Below are 24,067 nucleotides of genomic sequence, written 5' to 3' on the forward strand. Positions count from 1 at the left end.
TCAAAAAATATTTCTTAAGAATTGGTAAAGATTGTCGCAAATCATAGTTGCATTCTTTTTATCTTGTTCATTAGGCTGCAATAAATCTGGTACCATTATTACCTTTATGCCGGCATTTTTCGCAGCTTGAACTCCCGTTGGCGAGTCTTCGAATGCTAATAAGTTTTCTTTTTCGATATGCAACTTTTCAGCTGCTTTTAAATAAATATCAGCTGCCGGCTTAGGTTGTAAATTACCTTCTTGCACATCTTTATAGCTAAGATAAAAATCAAAATAATTGCGAATCCCAGTATTCCATAAAACATGTTGAACGACATTATCATAATTGCTAGATGCAACTGCCATATGCAAGCCTAATTCTTGAAACTTGTCTAATGCTTCTTGAACGCCAGGCTTCAACTGAAGCTTTCCTTCATCAGTCCATTGCCAAACTAAATCGTCTGTTCTTTTGATAAAACGATCTCGTTCTTCAGCCGTATCAAAATACTTATGATAAAAGTTCTCCATTTCACGAACAGTTGCACCCGCTAGCTTAAGATACGAATCTTCAGGAATTCCCAAATTTGCCTCTTTGGCTGCAATAATGTTTGCCTTCCAATAAAGGTTTTCGGAATCAACCAACAAACCATCCATATCAAAAATTATCCCTTTAATTTCAGGTTCAATGTTTTTGACTTTCATTACTGCACCTCTCAAATTTCAAAATTGCACTAACCAAATAAAATGATCCTGTTACAAGCAAAATATCGTCTTTTTGTAAACTATCCCGTAATTTCGAAAAAGCTGTTTGATAGTCCTCAAAATAGCTATATTTAGCTATTATTTCATCAGGAAAGTCCTCCTTTTTAGCTGCTCGAACATATGGAATCGTAGTCAAAAAAACTTCATCCCGCTGATCAAATAGTCCAAAGACATCTAAAATATCTTTATCTTTCATAATTGTAATCAATATTTTGATTTTTCGATAATTTTTTGTTTGGTGCAAAAAAGTCAACAGATTCTGCATGGCTTGCACATTATGTGCCCCATCTAAAATTATAGTCGGCTGCTGATTAATTATTTGATAGCGTCCAGGTATTACAGTCTCATCAATTGCTTGTTGAATCATTGAGCTAGTCAAATCAATCTTTAGCAATAAAAAAGTAGTGACTGCTAGCGCAATATCATAATTTTCGACTTTTGGTCTAGGCATAAATTTAAACTTGTAAGATTCAAATTGATAATTTCCATCATCATCAATTTTAAAATCTTCACCTAAACGATATAATTTTGCCTTCTCCTGGCTAGCTTTAGCTTGAATTATCGATAATACTTCAGACGGAATATTTCCAACTACAACTGGCTTTTTTTGCTTAATAATGCCACTTTTTTCTTGAGCAATATCTTTAATGGTTGGGCCGATAATTTTTTCATGATCTAAGCCGATTGTGGTGATGATGCTGGCCTCAGGATCTATGACGTTAGTCTTATCATGCTGGCCACCTATTCCAACTTCAATCACGGCATAATCACAATCTTTTTGATCAAAATACAGAAATGCCATTGCAACTTCGTATTCGAAGGTTACTAATGAAAAATCTGACTCAGTTCTTCTAATTTTTTCAATCGCTAATTCAACTTGATTTGCTACTTCTACTAACTCTTCATTTGGTATATTTTGTCCATTAATTTGAATTCTCTCGTTGAATTCCAAAATATATGGTGAAACAAAAAGACCGGTTTTTAAACCGGCCTTTTTGAGTAAATTACTTAGGTAGTAGGAAGTTGAGCCCTTTCCATTTGTACCCGTAACATGCAAGGTTTTTACTTTATCTTGGGGATTGCCCAATTCTTGTAAAACCTTTTTGATAAAACTCAAATCATTTTTCGGATGCAAATGGGGCAAAGCATACAAATATGAAATAACGTCCTTGGCCGTTTTAAATTTCACGTTACTTGCTTTCTTTCAACTCTTGAATTCTTTCTCTAACTCCAGCTAATTGACTTTCGTAATCAGCCTTCTTTTCCTTTTCCTTTGCAATAACTGCTTCAGGTGCATGAGCAACGAAACCTTGGTTTGAAAGCTTCTTTTCTGCTCGTTCAACTTCTGCGATCAAGCGCTTTTCTTCAGCCTGCATTTTAGCAATTTCTTCTTCAACATTAACTAATTCAGCTAGTGGTACAAAGATTTGTGCACCAGCGATCACTGCAGTCTTAGCAAGCTTAGGAGCTTCAATTTTAGCAGCTACAGTCAAGTCTTTTGGATGCAAGAAGCTATCTACGTAGCTAGTATTTTCTTCCAAAATGCGCTTATTCTTTTCATCATCTAATTGAATCAAGATGTCGATCTTAGAAGCCATTGGAGCGTTAACTTCCATTCTGATGTTTCTTACAGCCTTGATTACTTCAATCAAGAATGCCATATCTTCATCAGCCTTAACATTGTCAAATTCTAGGTGAACAGTAGGATATTCTGATACCATGATTGACTTGCCTTCATGTGGCATTGATAGCCAAAGCTTTTCAGTAACAAATGGCATAACTGGGTGCAACAAGCGCAAGATTTGATCAAGAATCCAGATTAAGTTATCTTGCTTTCTCTTCTTTAAATCTTCATTATCGCCGTTTAAAGCAACCTTACTAATTTCAATGTACCAGTCACAGAAGTCATTCCAAATAAAGTTGTAAGCTTCACGTCCAGCTTCACCAAATTGGTATTCGTCAAATAAACGAGTTACTTCCTTAACGGTGTGGTTCAATCGATCAAAGATCCAGCTATCTGCCAAGTCAAACTTGCTTGTATCTGGCATATGAGCAGGTTCAGCATCTTCTGGCAAGTTCATAATTACGAAACGTGATGCATTCCAGATCTTGTTAATGAAGTTCCAAGCAGCTGAAAGCTTCTTAGGATCATAACGAGTATCTTGACCAGGAGCTGTACCGTTGAGCAAGAACCAGCGCAATGAGTCAGCACCATACTTTTCAACAACATCCATTGGGTCAACACCGTTGCCCAAAGACTTACTCATCTTTCTTCCTTCTGGATCACGCATCAAACCATGAAGAACAACATCGTTAAATGGACGCTTGTCAGTAAAGTGAAGACTTTGGAAGATCATTCTTGATACCCAGAAGAAGATAATGTCATATCCAGTAACCAAAGTATTTGTTGGGAAGTATCTCTTAAAGTCTTCAGAATCTTCATCTGGCCAACCTAAAGTTGAAAATGGCCACAAAGCACTTGAGAACCAAGTGTCCAAAACATCTGGATCTTGTTCCCAGTTTTCTGCATCCTTTGGAGCTTCAAGGCCAACATAAGTTTCACCAGTTTCCTTGTTGTACCAAGCTGGAATTCTGTGTCCCCACCATAATTGACGTGAAATAACCCAGTCATGAACATTTTCCATCCATTGCTTAAGAGTTAATTCAAATCTTTCTGGTACAAAGTTTACTTTTCCATCAGTTTCTTGATTTTCAAGAACTCGCTTAGCTAATGGTTCCATCTTTACGAACCATTGCTTAGATAAACGAGGTTCAACTTGAACGCCTGATCTTTCAGAGTGACCAACTGAGTGAACGATTGGATCAATCTTAATCAAGTAACCTTCTGCCTTCAAATCTTCAACCAACTTTTCGCGGCAGTCGAAACGATCCATACCAGCGTATTTGCCAGCCTTTTCGTTCATTGTGCCGTCGTCGTTCATAACGTTGATTCTTTCAAGATTATGACGATTACCAACCAAGAAGTCGTTAGGGTCGTGAGCTGGAGTAATCTTAACCAAACCAGTTCCGAATTCTGGATCAACGTGTTGGTCTTCAATAATTGGAATATGACGACCAACGATTGGCAAAATCAATTCCTTACCAACTAAATCTTTATAACGCTCATCTCCAGGTGCAACAGCAACAGCTGTATCACCAAACATAGTTTCCGGACGAGTGGTTGCAATTTCTACGTAGCCTGAACCATCTGCAAATGGATACTTAATGTGGTAGAATGCACCCTTATCATCCTTATGAATTACTTCGATATCTGACAAAGCAGTTTCTAGCTTTGGATCCCAGTTAATAATGTATTCGCCGCGGTAGATCAAGCCTTCGTTGTAAAGTTGAACAAAGACCTTGCGAACAGCCTTTGACAAACCATCATCCAAAGTAAATCTTTCGCGAGAGTAGTCCAATGAAAGTCCCATCTTTGCCCATTGGCCTTTGATGATGTTTGCATATTCATCTTTCCATCCCCAAACTTGCTCTAAGAACTTTTCGCGACCTAATTGGTGACGATCTAAGCCATGTTCACGTAAACGAGCTTCAACCTTAGCTTGCGTAGCAATACCGGCATGGTCCATACCTGGCAAGTACAAAGTATCGAAACCTTGCATACGCTTGTATCTAATCAAAGTATCCTGAATTGCAGTATCCCATGCGTGACCCAAGTGCAACTTACCAGTTACATTTGGTGGGGGGATAACGATTGAAAATGGATGTGCCTTCTTGTCTCCAGATGGCTTAAATAAATCTTGGTCAAGCCAAGTTTGATAACGACCTGCTTCAACCTCATTTGGGTTGTATTTAGGTGCTAATTCTGTCATAAAATTCCTCCATAAAAAAAGTCCTAGACAATTTTGTCTAGGACGATTTATTAACCGCGGTACCACCTAATTTGGGCAGACTATGCCTGCCCCTCTCTTAAGCGATAACGGCGCTTACTGACCGGATTAACCTATTGAAATGTGGTTCAGCTAATCGGCAATCAAGCTACATAACGGTTTCTAGGTCTCTCAGCATTTTGACCATTCTCTGTAAATTAAACTGATACCTCTTGATTTTTGCCTTGCCAAGATTATAGCATGATTTGAATTAAGAAAAAAGTCAGATTTAGTTTTGAAGCCCTTTCTAGTATCCAAAATGCTCTTTGATTTCATCTTCGCTTACTTCTCGATATTGGCCAAAATCCAGTGACTCATCTAGCCAAAAATCTCCCATTGCTAAGCGGTGCAAACGCAAAACTTCCATCGACTGAGATAAAAACATGCGTTTAATCTGATGATACTTACCTTCGCTAATTGTAATTCTGACATTAGAAGTGCCTTTTTCAGCATCTTGATCAATTAACTCTAGCTTTCCAGGTTTAAACTTTGTTCCATTGCGCATTTCAATTCCTTGAGCAAAATTTTTGATTGTTTGCGCAGTCACCATCCCTGCCACTGTGGCTTCATAAACCTTTTCGACATGCTTTTTGGGCGAAAGCAATTGATGAGCCAAGTCACCGTTATTAGTGATCAGCAAAAATCCTGTAGTATCCTTATCTAATCTTCCTACTGGAGCCAAATTTCGATATTGATCCTCTTCTTTTAATAAAGATAATACCGTTTTTTGCTTTGGATCATTTGTAGCTGAAATTACGCCTTGAGGTTTATTTATCAAGAAATAATGATATTGCTGATAGGAAATATCTTTTCCATCTACTTGAACGTTTGCATTTTCTGCTAATTGCATTTTGGCTGATAGGACAACTTGTCCATCAACTAATACGCGCTTTTCCTTAAGCAATTTATGAACTTCTTTTCTTGATCCAACTTTCATGTTGGCAAGATACTTATCTAATCGCATAATTATAACCTTTAATCTAGTAAAAAGGCGTTAGTAGTCGATCCTACTAACGTCTTCAATTACAATAAATCTGCGTCTTCGCTAGATTGATTATCGATGAATTTTTGATCTGGATAGATAGCGGTGATTTCAATTCCATCCAAAGCTCTTTGGATTAAGCCATCAACATCCAAATATGATTCATACTTGCGTGCCTTATCAAGCTTTGGCTTAGTCTTAGGTCTTGGTGGAGCAAAAATTGTACAACAATCTTCAAATGGAACAATTGACAAATCAAAGGTTCCGATCTTTTCTGCCAATTTAATAATTTCAGTCTTATCCATTGTAGCAACTGGACGCAAAACAGGAGTAGTAGTTACATCATTAATTGCAACCATTGATTCCAAAGTCTGTGAAGCCACTTGTCCAACTGATTCACCGTTGAAGATTGCCAAACCGCCTCTTCTTTCACGAATAATATCAGCAAGTCTAAGCATAAAACGACGTTGAACAGTCATCAAATAGCCTTCTGGAAGCTTTTCTTTAATTGTTTCTTGAATTTCAGCAAATGGAACAGCGATAAAGTTAATCTTACCAGCATAATTTGCTAAAACCCCAGTCAATTCCTTCGCCTTAGCTAAGGCCTTTTCAGTAGTGTATGGAGGACTAAAGAAGTGAACCATTTCAATATCTACCCCACGCTTTAGTGCAAGATATGATGCAACTGGAGAATCGATACCACCTGAAAGCATCATTACAGCCTTGCCGGCAGTACCAACTGGCATACCACCTGCACCATGAAGCAATTGATTTGAAATATAAACCGCATCTTGTCGAACTTCAATTCGCAAAACTAAGTCTGGGTGCTTCATTTCAGCCTTGATTCCTGGAATCTTTTCAAAAATGTAATCACCGATGATTGAATTCAATTGATTAGTATCATATTCAAACTTGTGATCACTACGTCTAGTATTTACTTTGAAAGTCATCCCTGCCTCGTAAGTAGCCTGCATAATTTCTAATGCAGTTTCTTTAATGCTTTCGAGACTTTTTTCTGTTTTTATTACTGGGGAATATGTTTGTATTCCAAAAACCTTTTTCAATTTTTCATCGATTACTTCAAATGGAGTTCCATTCAAAGTAATGTGCATGCGGTCGTGCTTTGGATGAACTTCAATTTCTGGGAAATCCTTTAACACGCGATTTACATTAGCAGCTAACTTGCCAATAAAATCCTTTCTATTCTTTCCCTTAGTCGATAGTTCGCCATAGCGGACCATAACTTCTGTATATTGGACCATACTATTATTCTCCTAAATGGTTAATCTTGGCAAAATGTTGGTAAATATCATCAAATTCTGCTATAAATTTATCTGCTTCTTGCATTGTATTTGATTCATCAAAACTCAAACGAATTGCACTCGTTGCTATTTTATCATCTACATGCATTGCCACCAAGGTACTTGCTTCATCAGCAGTCTTTGAAGCACATGCAGAAGTAGTTGAAGTAAAGATATCTCTACTCTCAAGAGTATGTACTAGAGTTTCGCCCCTGATTCCTTCTAATGCAAAGCACAAAACATGTGGAGCAAAATCTGGATTAGATGGAGAAAAGATATCGATGCCTGGCTTAGTTTGCAAGTATGACAAGATCTTATCTTTAATTGCTTGTTCCTTAGCTGCTTTTTGCGATTCATCGGTCAAAACCAATCTCATGGCTTTAGCCATTGCAGCAATTGCAGCCAAATTTTCTGTACCTGAACGCAATCCCTTTTCTTGGCCTCCACCATCATTAAGAGGCATCAACATCTTGCCTTCTTTTTTGTAAAGAACGCCGATTCCGCGTGGTGCATGGAATTTATGAGCTGATAAACTAGTCAAGTCTACTCTAGGAGTGAAAACTCGCTCCCAGATATCCTTACCTAAAGCTTGAACGTTATCAACGTGGAAGTGAATTGTTGGATAATTCTCTAGCAAATCACTAATTTCATCAATTGGCTGAATTGCTCCAATTTCATTGTTAACGCCCATAACCGATACCAAAGTAGTATCAGAATCGATTGCTTGACGCAAATCGTTGACATTTACTCTTCCTTGCTTATCAACTGGCAATCTAGTTACACGAAAACCCAGTTTTTCTAAAGAATTAAAAGCATTAGCAACTGATGCATGTTCAACGCTTGAGGTGATAATATGCTTACCAAATTCACGCTTTTCAAAGGCTGTTCCCTTGATCGCTGTATTATTTGATTCCGTTCCACCTGAAGTAAAAAATACTTCATGCGGCTTTACACCTAATAAAGATGCGACTTGCTTTCTAGAAGCTTCCAACATTTGGTGAGCTCGATCGCCTAGTTTATGCAAACTGGACGGATTGCCCCAAATATCAGTTGCTACCTTGGTATAAGTAGAAAGTACTTCTGGGTCAATTTTAGTTGTAGCACTATTGTCAAAATAAATCACTCTGCATTACCCCTTTAAAAAAACGGCCATACGACCGTTTAGTAACTTATAAATTGTAACTTAAAAATATTAAAGCATCAATTATTTGTTATTGAGCTCAGAATAATATGCGTTTTCAAGTCTTTGATATGAACCAGGCTCAACTTTTTCGATTGCTGTAGCAATTGTATCTAAAGCTTCTTTGTAGTTATAGTCTTCTTGATATAACTTCATCGTATCCTTTTGAGCCTTTTGGATAATTCCATTTTCAGTAAATTTGTTTGAATACGTCATCGTTAATTCAACTAAATTTGCTGAGTTGATAATATCGTCAGTTTCCCGCTTCAAGCGCTCAACATCATCGGAAATTTGAATTAATTCGCCAGAAATTTTTTCCATATTGATTCTAACGTTTGATAATTCTTGACTCACTTTGCCAATTTCATTGACTACTAAAGTGTACATTTGAACAAAGCTATCTGGATTGCCTGGCAAATGTCTACGTTTCAAGCGACGATAAACTAAGGAGACATCTTGTTTAAATTGTTGAATTGAATCAACTGCCACGCTTTCAGAATCGTAGAGACCATCTACATCTTCTGACATTTCTTGCTCTTCAGCAGCAATTTGGCGCAAGCGATCGATCATAGCAATCCAAGAATCTTGAATTTGCGAATATACTCCCTTACCATCCGCAATATTTTGAGTATCAATCGTATATTGATGACTCATTTCATCAATCTCGCGAGTCAAATGCTTACTCTTATCTAATTCCCCATGCGTTAATTCATAGCTTTCATCAATATGACGCAACTTTTCAACTAATTTTTGAGAAGCTGCTTGTTGGCGAGAAATCAGCGTAAACATTTTTTCGCGATTCTTTTCGACAAATGGTCGTGCCTTGTATTCTTTGCCCAAAATACTGTATAAATGATCAATCTTAGCAGCAATCTTTTTAATTTCCTTAGTAAAAGATTGAATCTTCAATTCGCTCAGCAATGCTCGAGCTGAATCAATATCATCTTGAATATTTCTAATTTCATCAAGGAAATTAATCTCAGTGATTGCGTAGCGCTCAACTACCATCTGTTTATATGCTGAAGTTAGTTCTCTGATTTGATCCTGGAAAACAGTCTCTAGTTGGTGATGTGCGTCTTTGATTTTTGGCAATTCATTCTCTAGATTGGCTAGATCCATTTTAATTTTGGATAAAACACGCTTAGCTTCAACATGATCACCTTGTGAAGATAAATTCTTAGCTTCTTCAAAATCGCCTTCCATGGCAGCCAAATTATCTTCGATTTGGTCAATGGCTGAGCCATAATCAAATGAATCTGCTAAAACCATCTTTCGCATTTCGCGATACTTCTTAAGCAATGCGTCATACTGGACCTGATTTTCACGATTAGATTCTAGCAATTCTGTGAAAACATCCTTGGTATTCTTAGCATCCTCTAAAACAGGCTTGATTATTTCTTGCGCTTCTTTAATATTTTTTCTTGCCTTAAACAAGTGATAAGAAGCGTTGAAGTTAGCTGCTGTATCAATCAACTTCTGCGCATTAGGTACCTTATTGGTTGCAGAATCCTGGTAGCTCTTTCTCCAGGTGTTCAAAGTCGTCAAACTTTCTCCTGCAAGATCCATTTTATCTAATCGCTCGATATCTTGATCAAGCTGCATATTTTGAAATTTAGTTATTGCACTATCAATTGCTTCAATTTCCTTAAGTTGCTTGCGATTCATATAAAGCACAACCGCTATTACAAGTACAATTAGAATAATTATTGCTACTACAATGATTGTCTGAATTGATGACATTATTTATTCCTCCGAAACTACAATAATTATACCAAAACTGTTAGGGAAAATAGGATAAAAGATAATTTTTATTGTTGCTTTATTTTCAAAAGCCACCTATAATAGTCTTCGTGTAAAATATTTGCAGCTATAAGTGACAAGAACGTCAACATCTTGATACGCTACTAGTGAACGAGTAGCCCATGCTGCAATCGGTGAAAGTGAAAATCAAGATGCACGAATGTTGAACTTATTTGTAATATTTTACTCCAGAAATTTTTTTAGATTTTATTGGAGGATTTTTTATGTCAAGATATACAGGTCCAAGTTGGAAGCGTTCAAGAAGATTAGGTATCTCACTTTCAGGTACTGGTAAGGAATTAGCTCGTCGTAGCTACGCACCAGGTCAACACGGTCCTAACCAACGTGGTCGTTTGTCAGAATACGGTCAACAATTACACGAAAAGCAAAAGTTACGTTGGATGTTCGGTTTGAACGAACGTCAATTTAGAACTATGTTTGCTCGTGCTGGTAAGATCCGTGAAGGCGAACACGGTGTTAACTTCATGATCTTGCTTGAACGTCGTTTGGACAACGTTGTTTACCGCCTTGGTTTGGCTACTACTAGAGAACAAGCTAGACAATTAGTAAACCACGGTCACATTACTGTTGACGGTAAGCGTGTTGATATTCCTTCATACGAAGTTAAAGTTGGTCAAACTATTAGCTTAAAGGAAAAGTCAAAGAACTTGGCACAAGTTAAGGACGCTCTTGAAGCAACTACTTCACGTCCTTCATTCGTAACTTTCGACGAAAACAAGATGGAAGGTTCATTAGTTCGCCTTCCAGAACGTGACGAAATGGAACCAAACATCAACGAAGCTCTTGTTGTTGAATGGTACAACAAGTTACTTTAATACTTGTCTGTTCTTTCAAAAAAGCCTCCCTTTCTTGGAGGCTTTTTTGTTTTATATAATTTTGATTGAGGTACAGTCATGGAAGATGATTTACAATCCCGAGCACAATATGCTGCACAAGGTATTACCCCGCAAACCAAACCAGATGAAAGAAGACGCTATCTTGGCTCTTTGCGCGAGCGAGTATTGGTTAGAATGGATAATTCAGAAACTCAAAAGCCAGAGTTAACAAAGTTATTTATTGATCATATCGACGACTACACTGGTTATACTATTTTGATTAATGGCAAAATCACCGATAATACTTTTTTGGATAAAGTAGAGTCTATTTGTAGTCAAAAAAACATCGCTTTTACTTTGATCAATAATGAGACTGCCAAAACTGACCCAGAAGCTACTGCTGTTTTGGTCGTGGCTAAAGATGCTATCAATCGTATGCGGATTGAAATAGGTCAAGTCTACGCTCCAGAAATGCCTAAGACCGAATTAGCTCAGCCTGCAAAGAAAAAGATAGGCTTTTTCAAGCGACTATTTTCAGGTGATAAACAATGAGACCTTTAGCATATCGCCTGCGCCCCCAAAATATTGATGATGTGGTTGGCCAAGAACATCTTATTGGGCCTGGAAAAATAATTCGTCGAATGGTAGAAGCTAAGCTATTATCCTCAATGATTCTCTACGGCCCTCCTGGCATTGGTAAAACTAGTATCGCATCAGCAATCGCCGGAAGTACGAAATATGCCTTCAGAATGCTAAATGCGGCCACTGATAGCAAAAAAAGATTACAAGAAGTAGCTGAAGAAGCAAAATTAAGTGGAACAGTTATCTTATTACTAGATGAAATCCATCGATTAGATAAACCTAAACAAGACTTTCTTTTGTCATCGCTAGAATCTGGTCGAATCATCCTAATTGGTGCGACAACAGAAAATCCATATATTTCCACCTCTCCTGCTATTAGATCTCGGTGTCAAATTTTCGAATTAAAACCTATTGCTCCAGAAGATGCTTCTAAAGCAATAGATCGCGCACTAAGCGATTCTATCAATGGACTTGGTAAATATAACGTTACTCTGACTGATCAAGCTAGGGAGCTTTTAATCAGCAAAGGGAACGGTGATTTGCGTGCTACGCTCAACGGCCTTGAACTTGCCACCCTTTCTACTGTTCAAGAGCAAAAAAATAAGGGGCTTGATCTGTCAAGTATCACCCTAACAGAAGAAGAAATTGAAAATTCTATTCAAGTCAGAAGTCAGAACTTCTCGCTTGATGGCGACAGCCATTATGATCTCATATCAGCTTTTCAAAAATCGATCAGAGGCTCAGATACAGACGCTGCCTTATACTATCTAGCTAATTTGATTAAATCTGGCGACTTAATTTCAATTTGTCGCAGATTAACAGTCATTGCGTATGAAGATATCGGACTAGCCAATCCAGCTGCTGTTCAACACGCTTTTTTAGCAATTCAAGCTGCACAAACGATCGGCTTTCCTGAAGCTAGAATTCCATTAGCCAATGCAGTCATTGAACTTTGTCTGTCACCTAAAAGCAATAGCGCAATCAGTGCAATCGATGCAGCTTTAGCTGATGTCAATAAATCTTCTTTGGATATCCCTGATTCTTTAAAAGATGGTCATTATGCCGGTGCAAAGAAATTAGGACACAGCGTGGGCTATATCTATCCACATGATTATGCCAACGATTGGGTTCCACAGCAGTATTTGCCAACGAAATTAATGAACCATAAGTACTTCCTGCCAAAAGGAAATTCCAAGATAGAAACTGCCTTAAAGAATCAATATGCGACCCTCAAAAAGATGCAGAGCGACGGGCTTAAGCAAAAATAGCGCATTTTGATAAATGCGCTTTCATATTTCTTGACAAGCCTAGCTACATTGGGTATTATAATAGTGATCTGAGTTGATCGACAAGCTTAAATGTATAAAGTTGACCGATCAAACAATAAGACGTGGGAGTTAATAAATAACATCCGAATCGGAATACTGGCTCGTCTCAGGATCCATATTCGCTGCGATATTAACTCAAGATTTGAACACTGCGGGTTCAACAAGCGTCATTATGCTATGTTCGGTTAACTCAGATTTCTTTAGAATTTTAACAAACGGTCCCTTTGGGATCGTTTTTTTATGGAGTGAAAAAATTGGTAATCAAAATTTTTATGTTAATCTTTATCCTAGTTCTATTGCTCACCTCCTGGTATATGTGGCATCGACGCAATGGTCATTTTATCATCTACGATGTCGGCAGTGATCCTCGGCTAGCAATGGTACTTAAAGTCACTTCTATCTCGCTTTTTTTGGAAAGTTTATTGGGAATTGTTCTATTATTTGTCGCTAATAAATATTTGAATCTAATCACACTTGCGCTTGGTTCATTGACAATCCTTATTTTTGGTCTATTAATTAATAAAAAGAATGATTAATCTTGCAACAAATTTGGTAAAATGGAATTAAGGAAGAGGTGCTTAAAATGAGTTCACAATATAAACATATTCAAGTTTCTGTCGATGGATCCAAAGAAGCTGACCTTGCTTTTAGTAAATCCGTTGCTGTTGCAAAACGTAATAATGCAAGTTTAGAAATCCTTCATGTAATTGATACTCGTTCATTCCAAAATGTTTCAAGTTTCGATTCTGCAATGGTAGAACAAGTTTCAGAAGATGCCAAAAAGAAAATGGAAGATTATTACGAGCGTGCAAAGTCCGCTGGTCTTGAAGACGTACGCTATCATATCGAATTCGGATCACCTAAAACTATTATCGCTCACGATTTTCCTAAGAAGCATAAGATTGACTTAATCGTTATTGGTGCTACAGGATTAAATGCCGTTGAACGTTTATTAATCGGTAGTGTTACAGAATACGTAACTAGAACAGCAGATTGCGATATTTTGGTTTGCCGGACCAAAGAAACCGGAATTGCCGGTATCTAAAAACAAATAAAGAGGGTTGATGACCGACATATCAGTGTCGATTATCAACCCTCTTTTTATTTTATTAAAAATCTCCAGCTGTACTAAAGATGTAATCTTTGTTGTGGAATTTCATTGACAAGATCATCCCTATTCCGACCATATTACCAATCAAGGCTGATCCACCTTGAGAGATAAATGGCAAAGGAATACCCGTTAAAGGTAGAAGATCTATACTCATACCGATATTTTCGAACACGTGGAATAAGATCATCATGATAACCCCAGTTGAAATATATGAGTAAAATGCATTCCCAGTATCGAAAGTAATTTTTACCATTTGAATAATCAAATACAAATAGATCAAAATTACAGCTACACTACCAACAAAGCCAAATGTTTCTCCAATTACTGAATAAACCATATCCGATCCACGAACCGGCACATAAACGCTAATTTTGCCAAAACCATTGCCAAAAATTTGTCCTGAGCCAATTGCCTGCATACTCTGCCACAATTGATATGCACTATCAGAGGTACTGCTTGATGGAGAAAGCCATGAATTGATTCTTTCAAACTGATAAGCATGAAAAAAATGACTCAAAAATTGCTTACCTACAGTCGTCGTAACCAAAAAGATTACCACGCCGCCAAGCAAAATTACAAAACCATAGGTTGGAATAATAATCTTCCAGGTTATTCCTGAAACCAAAATTATCCCACCAACCATAGCAAAGAATACCAACATGGTACCAAAGTCATTTTGCAATTTTAACAATACTGCTACTGGCAATAAGCAAAGCAAAATTCTACCAATCAAGATCCAGTCGTTTCTTACAGTGTGTTCATAAGTCTGATTATGATTATGAACTATTCTTGCCAACATTAAAATGAATGCCGGCTTCATTACTTCAGAAGGCTGAAATGTTAATGGTCCTAATTTAAACCAACTTTTCGCACCTGTACTTGCGGCTACTTCCCGGTTATACAAGAATAGCACTGCAATTAAGAGCAATATTCCTAAAGCATAAACATATGGTGCAATTCGAAACAATTGTTCAGCATCAAATTGCATCACAAAAATCACGATAACTATTGAAATTGCGTACCACACTCCCTGCATTACTGTCGCTCTTAAAGGTGTCCCTACATTGGAATCACCGGTAGCTGCTACATATATCGAATATAGTCCTATCATTGCCAGCAAAAAAACTGGGCCAATGATATTCCACGCAATCCTATCAATTAAACTTGTCTTATTTTCTACTTGTGCCATTCACTAATCACTACTCAATTTTATTTTTCATGTAGAGCGAAGTATGAAAGCAAATCATTGATTGAGCCCTCTAGACTCTTAGCGTACAACACATTATTTGATTTAGTAGTTGTAGCACGGTAGCGGTTTTCTACCTTTTCAATGATTCCGATGGATTTTTTATTAGGGATAATCACTTCCCAGGTAGGGATACTTTTACCCTTAAGTTCATTAACTTCGACATCTATGTTTTCAATTTTCTTAGACATAACTTCTCCTACTTACCTCTTGGGATGAAATTTATTTGCGATAATTGGATCCTCATAATCCTCAGGGTGAGGATTTCTAAAGATAGTAAAATTATCTGGTACCGGATCCACGCCTCCACGTATAAATGGATTACATCTTATTATACGTGATACCCCCATTATGAGTCCAAAAAATGGGCCATGTTTCTTTAATGCATCCAACATATAATTTGAACAAGTTGGATAATACCGACATGAATCCGGCAAAAGTGGTGAGATTCCTTTTTGATAGAATCTTACTAATAAAATAAAAAATCTATTCAGTAATCTTCTCATTTTAGCGATGTTGATGCTTTTCAATATTCTTCAGCAAAGTACCTGTTCCCAAAGCAACTGCTTCTAAAGGATGGTCTGCTGTAAGAACTGGCACTTGAAGATAGTAAGATATCAATTTATCAATATTCTTCAAAAGTGCTCCACCACCAGTAAGCATAATACCGCGATCAATAATATCTGCAGAAAGTTCTGGTGGAGTTGTTTCTAATACCTTCTTGGTTGCAGCTACAATTGACATTAAGCCATCGTGAAGGGCTTCTTGAATTTCTGGAGCTGTTACTGTAGTTTGCTTTGGCAAACCATCTACAACATCTCTACCGCGAACAGTAATTGATAAATCTGGATCTGGCTCAAATGCACTACCGATTTCAATCTTGATTTCTTCAGCTGTCCTTGAACCAATCAATAAATTATGCTTATTCTTAATATAAGAAATAACTGCCTGATTCATACTATCGCCAGCATAGCGCAATGAGCTTGATGTAACTATTTCACCCATAGATAATACGGCTACGTCAGTAGTACCACCACCGATATCAATTACCATATTGCCTTGAGGCTTAAATATATCCAGTCCTGCACCCACAGCTGCTACCTTTGGCTCAAAATCAAGGTAGACCTTTCCGCCACCTGATTTTTCTGCTGCTTGAATAATTGCTTTTTGTTCAATTGAAGTAACGCCAGTTGGCGCACAAATTAAAATGTTTGGCTTTGACATAAAGCCTTTTACATTCAATTTTTCAATGAAGTATGAAAGCATTGCTTCAGTGATATCAAAATCAGCTATTACGCCGTTTTTTAATGGTCGAATAACTCTAATATTGCCTGGAGTTCTACCAACCATTTCATATGCTTCGCTACCTACAGCTACTACCTTATTAGTTGTCGTGTTAACAGCTACAACTGATGGTTCATTTAAAACAATACCTTTTCCAGAGACATTAATTAAAACGTTAGCTGTCCCTAGATCTATTCCAATATCTCGTGCCACAAATAGACCTCCCTATCATTCTTGATTAATTCTACCATACTTTATAAATCCTTGAACATGTCCAAAGTGTTTTTACCAATCCTTAAAATAGATTGCTAAGTTGCATCGATGTATCAATAAATGTTATCACAAAAGTTCCGACTAAATAGCCCAATGCAATCGCGGTAAAAATGATTAAAATTCTCGCCTCAAATATTCTACCCTTAGTGATAAATTTCTCTAGTCGCAAGGATTTAACAGCTTGAAATGATAGTCCTACCGTTACCAAATAGATAAAAATACTCAAAGCAGCATGGATTCCAAGTTGAAACATAAATTTCCTTTCAAAAAATGGCCTGAAGAATAATCTCCAGACCATTATTATTATCTTCTGTTGTAAACATCAATTCGGTTCACAGCTCTACGCAACGCAATCTCAGCACGATCAAATGATTGTTGATCATGTTTTTCACGAGCTTCTTGCATGCGCTTTTCAGCACGAGCTTTAGCTGCTTCAGCACGCGAAACATCGATATTTCTTGCTCTTTCAGCCGTGTCAGCAATGATTGTAGCAACATTATCCGAAAATTCAACGTAACCACCACTAATGGCGATATGATCAACCACACCATTGTTAGCTTGGCTTCTTGTAACTTTGACATCACCAATTGATAATGGGGTCAAAATTGGCAAGTGATTGTAAAGAATTTCTCTTTGACCATCTATTGCTCGAATATTCAATATCCGACCAAAGTGTGAATAAATCAAGCCATCAGGCGTAACGATATGCACTTCAATTAGTCTTTCTGGTTCTGCCATTGGACATCACCTTACTTTTCTAATAATGCTTGAGCTTCCGGATCACTTGGAGTCACGCCCATTTCTTTTGCCTTCTTGAGCACGTCTTCGATTGGACCAACACCACGGAAGGCATCTTCTGGAAGGTCATCTAAGTGACCATCCAAAATCAACTTAAAGCCCTTGATAGTTTCCTTGATTGGAACATATGATCCAGGAACGCCTGTAAATGTTTCGGCAACGAAGAAGTTTTGTGACAAAAAGAATTGAACCTTACGTGCACGAGCAACAATCAATTTTTCTTCATCAGATAATTCATCCATACCCAAAACAGAAATAATATCCTGTAATTCGTGGTATCTTTGAAGAACGTGTTGTACTCGAGTAGCAGTTTCATAGTGATCTTGACCTACAACTTCTGGGTCCAAAGCACTTGAAGATGATTCCAATGGGTCAACGGCTGGATAAATACCTTGTTCTACTAAACTTCTTTCCAAGTTAGTAGTTGCATCCAAGTGAGCGAAAGTAGTCGCAGGAGCTGGGTCTGTGTAGTCGTCAGCTGGAACGTATACGGCTTGAATAGAAGTAATAGAACCCTTCTTAGTTGAAGTAATACGTTCTTGCAATTGACCCATTTCAGTAGCCAAAGTAGGTTGGTAACCTACGGCACTTGGCATACGACCAAGCAATGCGGAAACTTCTGAACCAGCCTGAGTAAATCTAAAGATGTTATCGATGAACAAAAGCACATCTTGTCCTTCAACATCTCTAAAGTATTCAGCCAAAGTCAAACCAGTAAGTGCAACTCTCATTCTCGCACCAGGCGGCTCATTCATCTGACCAAAGACCATGGCAGTTTTGCTTAAAACGCCAGATGCTTTCATTTCGAAGTATAAATCATTACCTTCACGGGTTCTTTCACCAACACCGGTAAATACGGAAATACCACCGTGTTCTTGGGCAATATTGTGAATCAACTCTTGAATAATAGTAGTCTTACCAACACCGGCACCACCAAACAAACCAACTTTACCACCACGAACGTATGGTTCAAGTAAGTCGATAACCTTTATACCAGTTTCAAGAATTTCTCTACTAGTGGTTAATTCGTCATACTTTGGTGCCTCTTTATGAATACCCTCACGAGGATGATCTGCTGGAAATTCTGGTCCATTATCAATAGGTTGGCCTAAAACGTTGAAAACTCTACCTAAAGTGTCTTCACCAACCGGTATTGAAATTGGCTTACCAGTATCTAGTACTGTCATACCTCTTCTGAGTCCATTGGTAGATTCCATTGAAATGGTTCTTAAAACACCATCACCGAGTTCAAGAGTAACTTCAAGAGTAATGCTTTCCTTGTCTGAGATTTGAACTTCCAACGCATTGTTAATGTCAGGGAGTTCTTTATCAAGTGGGAATTTTACATCGACAACTGGGCCGATAACTTGAACGATTTCACCCTTACTCAAAACATCTACCTCCTTTTCATTATTCTAAGGCATTTGCACCACTAATAATTTCAGTAATTTCAGTAGTGATCTGTGCCTGTCTTGCACGATTCAATTTTGTAGTTAAAGTATCGACCAATTCATTTGCATTATCAGTAGCAGCTTGCATGGCAGTCATAGAGCTGGCATGTTCAGCTGTCTTAGCATCCAAAATCGCACCATAGATGGTTGAACGAGCATACTGTGGCAACAAGGATGTTAAAACGCTACTGATATCTGGTTCGATATCGTACTCTAAACGTTTATGTGCTTCAGCTTCTTTGATACCAATATCTAAGTCGACAATTGGCAACATTTTTTCAACACGAAAAGCTGATGATAAGGAGTTTACATGGTGAGTGTAGCAAACGTAAAGTTCGTCATAGACACCATTCATGTACATCTTGATAGCAGTTGAGACAATTGGCAACACTTGATCAAAAGTAGGTACATCTGAAATATCGTCATTTTCATATACGACATTCAAATTGTTCTTCTTGAAAAATTGTGCTCCAACAGAGCCAACAGCCAAGATTTTAACTTCCTTATCTTCGGCCTTGGAATCTTCAAATAATCCCATCATGTTTTTGATAACAGAACTATTGTAAGATCCAACCAAACCACGGTTACCAGTAACAACTAAATAACCAGTAGATTTGACATGTTTACGTTGTTGAATCAAATCAGCGGTAATTCCTAAGCCAAATACATTTGCATAATTCAACTTAGCAATATTTTTCTCATCAATTGCGATATTCTTTTCGCGAAGGTGATCTACCACTTGAGAACTCATCAAATTAGATAAAGTTTTTCTCACATGATCGTTATATATTGTATAACCTTTATCATGCTTTTCAGTTTGATTCAACTTAGATGCTGAAACCATTCTCATGGCTTCAGTAATCTTTCCAGTTTGCTTAACTGAAGCTATCTTCTTCTTCAACTCAAGTAAAGATGCAGGCATAATCTACCTCCTAATTATTACTTGGTGAAAAACTGTCGTTAAATTCTTTAAGAGCAGCTTGCAAGTCAGCTTCATCTGGCAATTGACCAGTTTCCCTGATGTGTTGAAGCAAATCATCATGACTATTGTCAAAGTTGTCATATAATTCAGATTCGTATCTTGCAATATCTTCAACTGGAATTGCATCAAGGTATCCGTGTGTCAAAGCGTACAAAATCAAGACTTGCTTTTCAACTGGAATTGGATCATGAAGTGGTTGCTTCAATACTTCTACAGTTCTACGACCACGGTTCAACTTAGCTTGGGTAGCTTGGTCTAAGTCACTACCAAATTGAGCAAAGCTTTCAAGTTCACGATAAGCAGCAAGGTCAGTACGCAAAGTACCAGCAACCTTCTTCATTGCCTTAATCTGTGCACTACCACCAACACGAGAAACTGAGTTACCCGCATCGATAGCTGGACGAGTACCAGCAAAGAACAAATCGCTCCGTAAGAAGATCTGTCCATCAGTGATTGAAATTACGTTGGTTGGAATATATGCAGAAATATCTCCGGCTTCAGTTTGGATAAATGGCAAAGCAGTCATTGAACCGCCACCTAATTTATCACTCAACTTGGCACTACGTTCTAGCAATCTTGAGTGCAAGTAGAAAACGTCACCAGGGTAAGCTTCACGACCAGGCGGACGACGGAGAAGCAAGGAAAGTTCACGGTAAGCGACAGCCTGCTTAGATAGGTCGTCGAATACGATTAATACATCCTTACCATTGTACATAAATTCTTCACCCATAGCTGTACCAGCATATGGAGCGATGTAAAGCATTGGTGCAGGTGATGAAGGACCAGCTTCAACAACAATGGTGTAATCCATTGCACCAAACCGCTTTAAAGTTTCAACTTGAGTTCTAACGGTTGACTCTTTTTGACCAATAGAAACGTAAATACAAATTACGTCCTTGCCCTTTTGATTCAAAATTGTATCAATAGCCAAGCTGGTCTTACCAGTCTTACGGTCACCGATAACCAATTCACGCTGACCACGACCAATTGGAACTAAGGCATCGATAGCCTTAATACCAGTTTGCAATGGTTCATTAACAGATTGACGATCCATTACACCTGGAGCTTGTGATTCAATTGGACGAGTCTTGTCAGTCTTAATTTCACCAAGACCATCGACAGGTTGTCCCAATGGGTTAACAACTCTACCTATCATTTGTTCGCCAACAGGAACTTCCATGATACGACCAGTTCTTTGGACACGGTCACCTTCACGGATGTTGTCGAATGGTCCTAAAATGATAATACCAACATCGTTGCTCTCAAGGTTTTGAGCAATACCGTATGAACCATTATCAAATTTTAAAAGCTCGTTGGAAAGAACATTGTCCAATCCGTGAGCACGGGCGATACCATCACCAACGTAAGTTATGATACCAACTTCATTTACATCAAGTTGATCATCATAATGTTCAAGTTGATGCTTGATCAAAGAGCTAATTTCTTCCGCTTTAATGCTCAATGGTTTCACCTCTTTTTATTCTTTATTCATTAATTGCGTCCGGATCTTTTGCAAACGGTTTTGAACCGAGCCATCGATCACTAAATCCTTAACTTGAAGGATTACGCCACCTAAAATACTAGGATCAACTTGATTCTCTAGACGTACACTGCTTAAGTTGTAGCGCTTAGCAAAACCTTGCCCCAATCTAGCCAATTGATCTTCATCAAGCTTAACTGCAGTAATTGCAGTTCCTCTTGCAATCAAATTCTTTTCATCATATAAATTGCAAAAATGTTCAATGATTTCGAGCAATTCGCTATAACGATTATAAGTCAACAATAAGTGCAAAAATTCTTTTGATTCAGCTGAGAAATTCTCGATAATTGCATCAAGGATATTTCTTTTTTCTGCACTATTAACTATTGGATCACTTAAAATCGTTATGAAATTAGGATTTTCTTTTATAGCTAAACGTAACTCACCTAATTCTTCATATACGGTGTCTAATGAACCCTTTTCTTTTGCAAAATCAAACAATGCTTGACCATATCGCATTGCAATATCTTCTCTACTTAAAGCCATTAATCATTCAGCCCCTTAATAAACTGATCGACCAAATCTTTTTGATCTTCAGCAGATAGATTCTTAGCGATAACTTTTTCTGCAATTGCAACTGAAATATTAGCAACTTCTTGTCTAGCATCTTCCAAGGCCTTGCTTTTGGCTACTTTGGCTTCAGCTTCAGCCTTCTTGCGAATAGAAACTGCTTCAGTATTTGCAGCAGTAACAATTTCAGTACTGGTCTTTTGCGCGTTTTCTTTTGCATCAGAGAGAATCTTAGTTGCCTCTTGTCTAGAGTTCTTCAAAGCTGCTTCACGTTCATTGGCTAGAATTTCAGCTTTTTTACGTGCATCGGCAGCAGAATCTAGATCTTCGATTACTTTTTGCCGCCGTTTTTCCATCATTTCGGAGACAGGTCCCCAAGCATAGTGCTTAACTAAAAGCATTAGGATGGCAAAGGTAATTAAATACCAAATGGTATTACCTAAGTAAATATCTGAGGCTGCAAATAATATGTTAAAAGTCATTTACTGCCCTTCTCTCTATACCTAATCTCTTAATTACAGGAATAGGATCAAGAAGGCAACAACGATAGCCAAAATTGGCACGGCTTCGATCAAACCAACACCAATAAACATAGTTGCTCTTAAGCTGCCAGCACTTTCAGGTTGACGAGCCATACCTTCAAGAGTCTTTGAAATAACCTTGCCGTTACCGATAGATGCAGCTAAGGCTGCTAAACCGGCTGCAAGAGAAGCAGCAAGATATTTTAAACCTTCTGACATAAATAAACCTCCAAAAATTATTCTTTAGTAACCTTCTTACCAATGTAAACCATTGAAAGTGTTACAAATACATATGCCTGGATAGAGCCAATGAAGACAGAGAAACCTTGCCAAATCATTGCCAACGGAGCTGCCAAAATCAATGTTGGAATACCAAGACTTGGAGCCAAGTTATTACCAATCAAAGTTAGCAGAACTTCACCAGCATAGATATTACCGTACAAACGTAGAGAAAGTGTTAAGAAATTGGTGAATTCTTCGATAATATTTACAGGTAGTAAAAATCCTACTGGAGCTGAATAATTCTTCAGATATCCACCCGCACCAAATCTTTGCACTCCGAACGTAAACGATAGAAGCAAAGTCATCATTGCAAACGACATAGTCGTTACTGGATCTGCTGTTGGTGATTTAATTAACATATTTTCGCCAACTTTGACTTCCAGGAACAATCCTAATTGGTTCATAAACCAAATGAACATGAATAATACAAAAGCATATAAAGATAAGTGCTTTTGTGCTGCTTCATCACTAACATTGTCTTTTACGATGCCATTAGTAAAATCTAGCAAGTATTCCAAGACGTTCTGCTTTTTGTTTGGTTTCATTTCAACTTTCCTTGATAGCCAAATACAAATAAACAAAACGGCCAATGCCATTAAAGTTGAACCTACGATGCCAACTAGGTCGAATTTCAAGCCAAATAGCTCGAATACCAATGGTTTCTCCACTACTTCGTGACCTCCCTTCTTTGTGTTGAATACTCGAACACGTACTTCATATTAACACTTAAATTCGGGTTTGTGAAAAAATGTAAGCGATTTTGCTAAATTCTTTTACAAAAAAATCTTACTTAGTACCAAATAAACGGTCACCAGCATCCCCAAGACCTGGGAAAATGTATCCATTGTCCATCAACTTGTCATCAAGTGATGCAGCGTAAATATCAACATCTGGGTGTTCAGCTTGGATTGCCTTAACGCCTTCTGGAGCAGCAACCAAAACTGCCAATCTAATATCCTTAACGCCACGCTTCTTCAAAGCTTCGATAGCCATGTTTGCAGAACCACCAGTTGCTAGCATTGGGTCAACAACCAAGCATTCACGTTCAGCAACATCTTTTGGCATCTTGCAGAAGTACTCATGTGGCTTTAAAGTTTCTTCGTCACGGTACATACCGATAACACCAACCTTAGCTGATGGGATCATTTCAAGCACACCGTTAACCATACCCATACCAGCTCTAAGAATTGGAACGATGGTCAACTTCTTACCGGCGATTTCCTTTTGTACAGTCTTGCCAATTGGAGTTTCAATTTCGACATCTTGCAATGGCAAATCTCTAGTAATTTCGTAGGTCATCAATCCACCAATTTCTCCGACGATACGACGAAATTCGTTTGAACCAGTTTCCTTACGACGGATAATAGTTAGTTTGTGTTGAATCAATGGGTGATCCAATACGACAAATTTTCCCATATTGTTACTGCCTCCT

The 24,067-nt window shown here is 37.9% G+C and carries 26 protein-coding genes; 5 read left to right on the forward strand and 21 right to left on the reverse strand.

All coding sequences use genetic code 11. The features are described from left to right. The 7 genes from BN53_RS05750 to ezrA form a co-directional block, all read right to left on the reverse strand. Complete coding sequence (locus BN53_RS05750; RefSeq protein WP_009559990.1) at positions 1-681, reverse strand: HAD family hydrolase; 681 nt, start codon at positions 679-681, stop codon at positions 1-3. Continuing rightward, positions 662-1,930 (reverse strand): bifunctional folylpolyglutamate synthase/dihydrofolate synthase, encoded by a 1,269-nt coding sequence (locus BN53_RS05755; RefSeq protein ID WP_009559991.1) that lies wholly within the window; start codon positions 1,928-1,930, stop codon positions 662-664. Before BN53_RS05755 ends, BN53_RS05750 begins: the two co-directional genes overlap by 20 nt. Position 1,931: 1 nt before the next feature. After that, positions 1,932-4,571, reverse strand: coding sequence for a valine--tRNA ligase (locus tag BN53_RS05760; RefSeq protein WP_009559992.1), 2,640 nt, complete (start codon positions 4,569-4,571; stop codon positions 1,932-1,934). 304 nt (positions 4,572-4,875) lie between these two features. Next, positions 4,876-5,592 (reverse strand): pseudouridine synthase, encoded by a 717-nt coding sequence (locus BN53_RS05765; protein WP_009559993.1) that lies wholly within the window; start codon positions 5,590-5,592, stop codon positions 4,876-4,878. A 59-nt stretch (positions 5,593-5,651) separates the two neighbouring features. Continuing rightward, positions 5,652-6,872, reverse strand: a complete 1,221-nt coding sequence (thiI, locus tag BN53_RS05770) for a tRNA uracil 4-sulfurtransferase ThiI (RefSeq protein ID WP_009559994.1) — start codon at positions 6,870-6,872, stop codon at positions 5,652-5,654. A 4-nt stretch (positions 6,873-6,876) separates the two neighbouring features. Continuing rightward, positions 6,877-8,034: a cysteine desulfurase family protein gene (locus BN53_RS05775; protein ID WP_009559995.1), complete on the reverse strand. Its 1,158-nt coding sequence runs from the start codon at positions 8,032-8,034 to the stop codon at positions 6,877-6,879. An 81-nt stretch (positions 8,035-8,115) separates the two neighbouring features. Next, a complete protein-coding gene (ezrA, locus tag BN53_RS05780; RefSeq protein WP_009559996.1) occupies positions 8,116-9,831 on the reverse strand; it encodes a septation ring formation regulator EzrA in 1,716 nt (571 codons plus the stop codon). 284 nt (positions 9,832-10,115) lie between these two features. On the opposite strand from ezrA, the gene rpsD reads away from it, so the two are divergent. From rpsD to BN53_RS05805, 5 genes are all read left to right on the forward strand, one after another. Further along, positions 10,116-10,727 carry a 30S ribosomal protein S4 gene (gene rpsD, locus BN53_RS05785; protein ID WP_009559997.1) on the forward strand — a complete coding sequence of 204 codons (612 nt, stop codon included), beginning with the start codon at positions 10,116-10,118 and terminating at the stop codon, positions 10,725-10,727. Positions 10,728-10,805: 78 nt separating this feature from the next. Then, positions 10,806-11,279, forward strand: coding sequence for a YueI family protein (locus BN53_RS05790; protein WP_009559998.1), 474 nt, complete (start codon positions 10,806-10,808; stop codon positions 11,277-11,279). Further along, a complete protein-coding gene (locus BN53_RS05795) occupies positions 11,276-12,577 on the forward strand; it encodes a replication-associated recombination protein A (RefSeq protein ID WP_009559999.1) in 1,302 nt (433 codons plus the stop codon). Before BN53_RS05790 ends, BN53_RS05795 begins: the two co-directional genes overlap by 4 nt. Before the next feature lie 314 nt (positions 12,578-12,891). Beyond that, positions 12,892-13,173 carry a hypothetical protein gene (locus tag BN53_RS09930; RefSeq protein ID WP_009560000.1) on the forward strand — a complete coding sequence of 94 codons (282 nt, stop codon included), beginning with the start codon at positions 12,892-12,894 and terminating at the stop codon, positions 13,171-13,173. Between the two features lie 47 nt (positions 13,174-13,220). Next, on the forward strand, positions 13,221-13,682 hold the full coding sequence (locus BN53_RS05805) for a universal stress protein (protein WP_009560001.1): 462 nt from the start codon (positions 13,221-13,223) through the stop codon (positions 13,680-13,682). Between the two features lie 64 nt (positions 13,683-13,746). Here the strand turns inward: BN53_RS05805 and BN53_RS05810 are convergent, their stop codons facing one another. The 14 genes from BN53_RS05810 to upp all read right to left on the reverse strand — a co-directional run bounded on the left by BN53_RS05810 (position 13,747) and on the right by upp (position 24,051). Further along, a complete protein-coding gene (locus BN53_RS05810; RefSeq protein WP_009560002.1) occupies positions 13,747-14,937 on the reverse strand; it encodes an FtsW/RodA/SpoVE family cell cycle protein in 1,191 nt (396 codons plus the stop codon). A 20-nt stretch (positions 14,938-14,957) separates the two neighbouring features. Further along, complete coding sequence (locus tag BN53_RS05815; protein ID WP_009560003.1) at positions 14,958-15,185, reverse strand: DUF2969 domain-containing protein; 228 nt, start codon at positions 15,183-15,185, stop codon at positions 14,958-14,960. 12 nt (positions 15,186-15,197) lie between these two features. Continuing rightward, on the reverse strand, positions 15,198-15,500 hold the full coding sequence (gene yidD, locus BN53_RS09440; protein WP_081495932.1) for a membrane protein insertion efficiency factor YidD: 303 nt from the start codon (positions 15,498-15,500) through the stop codon (positions 15,198-15,200). A gap of 1 nt (position 15,501) precedes the next feature. After that, positions 15,502-16,491, reverse strand: coding sequence for a rod shape-determining protein (gene mreB, locus BN53_RS05820; RefSeq protein WP_009560004.1), 990 nt, complete (start codon positions 16,489-16,491; stop codon positions 15,502-15,504). A gap of 82 nt (positions 16,492-16,573) precedes the next feature. Further along, positions 16,574-16,804, reverse strand: a complete 231-nt coding sequence (locus BN53_RS05825; protein WP_009560005.1) for a DUF1146 family protein — start codon at positions 16,802-16,804, stop codon at positions 16,574-16,576. A 50-nt stretch (positions 16,805-16,854) separates the two neighbouring features. Beyond that, a complete protein-coding gene (locus tag BN53_RS05830) occupies positions 16,855-17,289 on the reverse strand; it encodes a F0F1 ATP synthase subunit epsilon (protein ID WP_009560006.1) in 435 nt (144 codons plus the stop codon). Between the two features lie 11 nt (positions 17,290-17,300). Then, on the reverse strand, positions 17,301-18,740 hold the full coding sequence (gene atpD, locus BN53_RS05835) for a F0F1 ATP synthase subunit beta (RefSeq protein ID WP_009560007.1): 1,440 nt from the start codon (positions 18,738-18,740) through the stop codon (positions 17,301-17,303). Positions 18,741-18,759: 19 nt separating this feature from the next. Further along, positions 18,760-19,722 (reverse strand): F0F1 ATP synthase subunit gamma, encoded by a 963-nt coding sequence (locus BN53_RS05840; protein ID WP_009560008.1) that lies wholly within the window; start codon positions 19,720-19,722, stop codon positions 18,760-18,762. A 10-nt stretch (positions 19,723-19,732) separates the two neighbouring features. Further along, positions 19,733-21,244, reverse strand: coding sequence for a F0F1 ATP synthase subunit alpha (gene atpA / locus BN53_RS05845; RefSeq protein ID WP_040537341.1), 1,512 nt, complete (start codon positions 21,242-21,244; stop codon positions 19,733-19,735). 15 nt (positions 21,245-21,259) lie between these two features. Further along, entirely contained in the window at positions 21,260-21,808 is a 549-nt protein-coding gene (locus BN53_RS05850; protein WP_009560010.1) for a F0F1 ATP synthase subunit delta, read from the reverse strand. Beyond that, complete coding sequence (atpF, locus tag BN53_RS05855) at positions 21,808-22,314, reverse strand: F0F1 ATP synthase subunit B (RefSeq protein WP_009560011.1); 507 nt, start codon at positions 22,312-22,314, stop codon at positions 21,808-21,810. The genes BN53_RS05850 and atpF overlap by 1 nt, the downstream gene beginning before the upstream one ends. Positions 22,315-22,347: 33 nt before the next feature. Continuing rightward, entirely contained in the window at positions 22,348-22,572 is a 225-nt protein-coding gene (atpE, locus tag BN53_RS05860) for a F0F1 ATP synthase subunit C (RefSeq protein ID WP_009560012.1), read from the reverse strand. 17 nt (positions 22,573-22,589) lie between these two features. Further along, positions 22,590-23,303 carry a F0F1 ATP synthase subunit A gene (atpB, locus tag BN53_RS05865; RefSeq protein WP_009560013.1) on the reverse strand — a complete coding sequence of 238 codons (714 nt, stop codon included), beginning with the start codon at positions 23,301-23,303 and terminating at the stop codon, positions 22,590-22,592. A 118-nt stretch (positions 23,304-23,421) separates the two neighbouring features. Continuing rightward, positions 23,422-24,051, reverse strand: coding sequence for a uracil phosphoribosyltransferase (gene upp / locus BN53_RS05870; protein WP_009560014.1), 630 nt, complete (start codon positions 24,049-24,051; stop codon positions 23,422-23,424). Positions 24,052-24,067 lie beyond the last annotated feature (16 nt).

It is taken from the genome of Lactobacillus pasteurii DSM 23907 = CRBIP 24.76 (assembly GCF_000297025.1).
GTDB lineage: Bacteria > Bacillota > Bacilli > Lactobacillales > Lactobacillaceae > Lactobacillus > Lactobacillus pasteurii.

Coding starts and splice junctions, on each gene's coding strand:
- BN53_RS05750 (WP_009559990.1), bottom strand. CDS start 681: ATGAAAGTCAAAAACATTGAACCTGAAATTAAAGGGATAATTTTTGAT.
- BN53_RS05760 (WP_009559992.1), bottom strand. CDS start 4,571: ATGACAGAATTAGCACCTAAATACAACCCAAATGAGGTTGAAGCAGGT.
- BN53_RS05765 (WP_009559993.1), bottom strand. CDS start 5,592: ATGCGATTAGATAAGTATCTTGCCAACATGAAAGTTGGATCAAGAAAA.
- thiI (WP_009559994.1), bottom strand. CDS start 6,872: ATGGTCCAATATACAGAAGTTATGGTCCGCTATGGCGAACTATCGACT.
- ezrA (WP_009559996.1), bottom strand. CDS start 9,831: ATGTCATCAATTCAGACAATCATTGTAGTAGCAATAATTATTCTAATT.
- rpsD (WP_009559997.1), top strand. CDS start 10,116: ATGTCAAGATATACAGGTCCAAGTTGGAAGCGTTCAAGAAGATTAGGT.
- BN53_RS05790 (WP_009559998.1), top strand. CDS start 10,806: ATGGAAGATGATTTACAATCCCGAGCACAATATGCTGCACAAGGTATT.
- BN53_RS05795 (WP_009559999.1), top strand. CDS start 11,276: ATGAGACCTTTAGCATATCGCCTGCGCCCCCAAAATATTGATGATGTG.
- BN53_RS05805 (WP_009560001.1), top strand. CDS start 13,221: ATGAGTTCACAATATAAACATATTCAAGTTTCTGTCGATGGATCCAAA.
- BN53_RS05810 (WP_009560002.1), bottom strand. CDS start 14,937: ATGGCACAAGTAGAAAATAAGACAAGTTTAATTGATAGGATTGCGTGG.
- BN53_RS05815 (WP_009560003.1), bottom strand. CDS start 15,185: ATGTCTAAGAAAATTGAAAACATAGATGTCGAAGTTAATGAACTTAAG.
- yidD (WP_081495932.1), bottom strand. CDS start 15,500: ATGAGAAGATTACTGAATAGATTTTTTATTTTATTAGTAAGATTCTAT.
- BN53_RS05825 (WP_009560005.1), bottom strand. CDS start 16,804: ATGTTTCAACTTGGAATCCATGCTGCTTTGAGTATTTTTATCTATTTG.
- BN53_RS05830 (WP_009560006.1), bottom strand. CDS start 17,289: ATGGCAGAACCAGAAAGACTAATTGAAGTGCATATCGTTACGCCTGAT.
- BN53_RS05840 (WP_009560008.1), bottom strand. CDS start 19,722: ATGCCTGCATCTTTACTTGAGTTGAAGAAGAAGATAGCTTCAGTTAAG.
- BN53_RS05850 (WP_009560010.1), bottom strand. CDS start 21,808: ATGGCTTTAAGTAGAGAAGATATTGCAATGCGATATGGTCAAGCATTG.
- atpF (WP_009560011.1), bottom strand. CDS start 22,314: ATGACTTTTAACATATTATTTGCAGCCTCAGATATTTACTTAGGTAAT.
- atpE (WP_009560012.1), bottom strand. CDS start 22,572: ATGTCAGAAGGTTTAAAATATCTTGCTGCTTCTCTTGCAGCCGGTTTA.
- upp (WP_009560014.1), bottom strand. CDS start 24,051: ATGGGAAAATTTGTCGTATTGGATCACCCATTGATTCAACACAAACTA.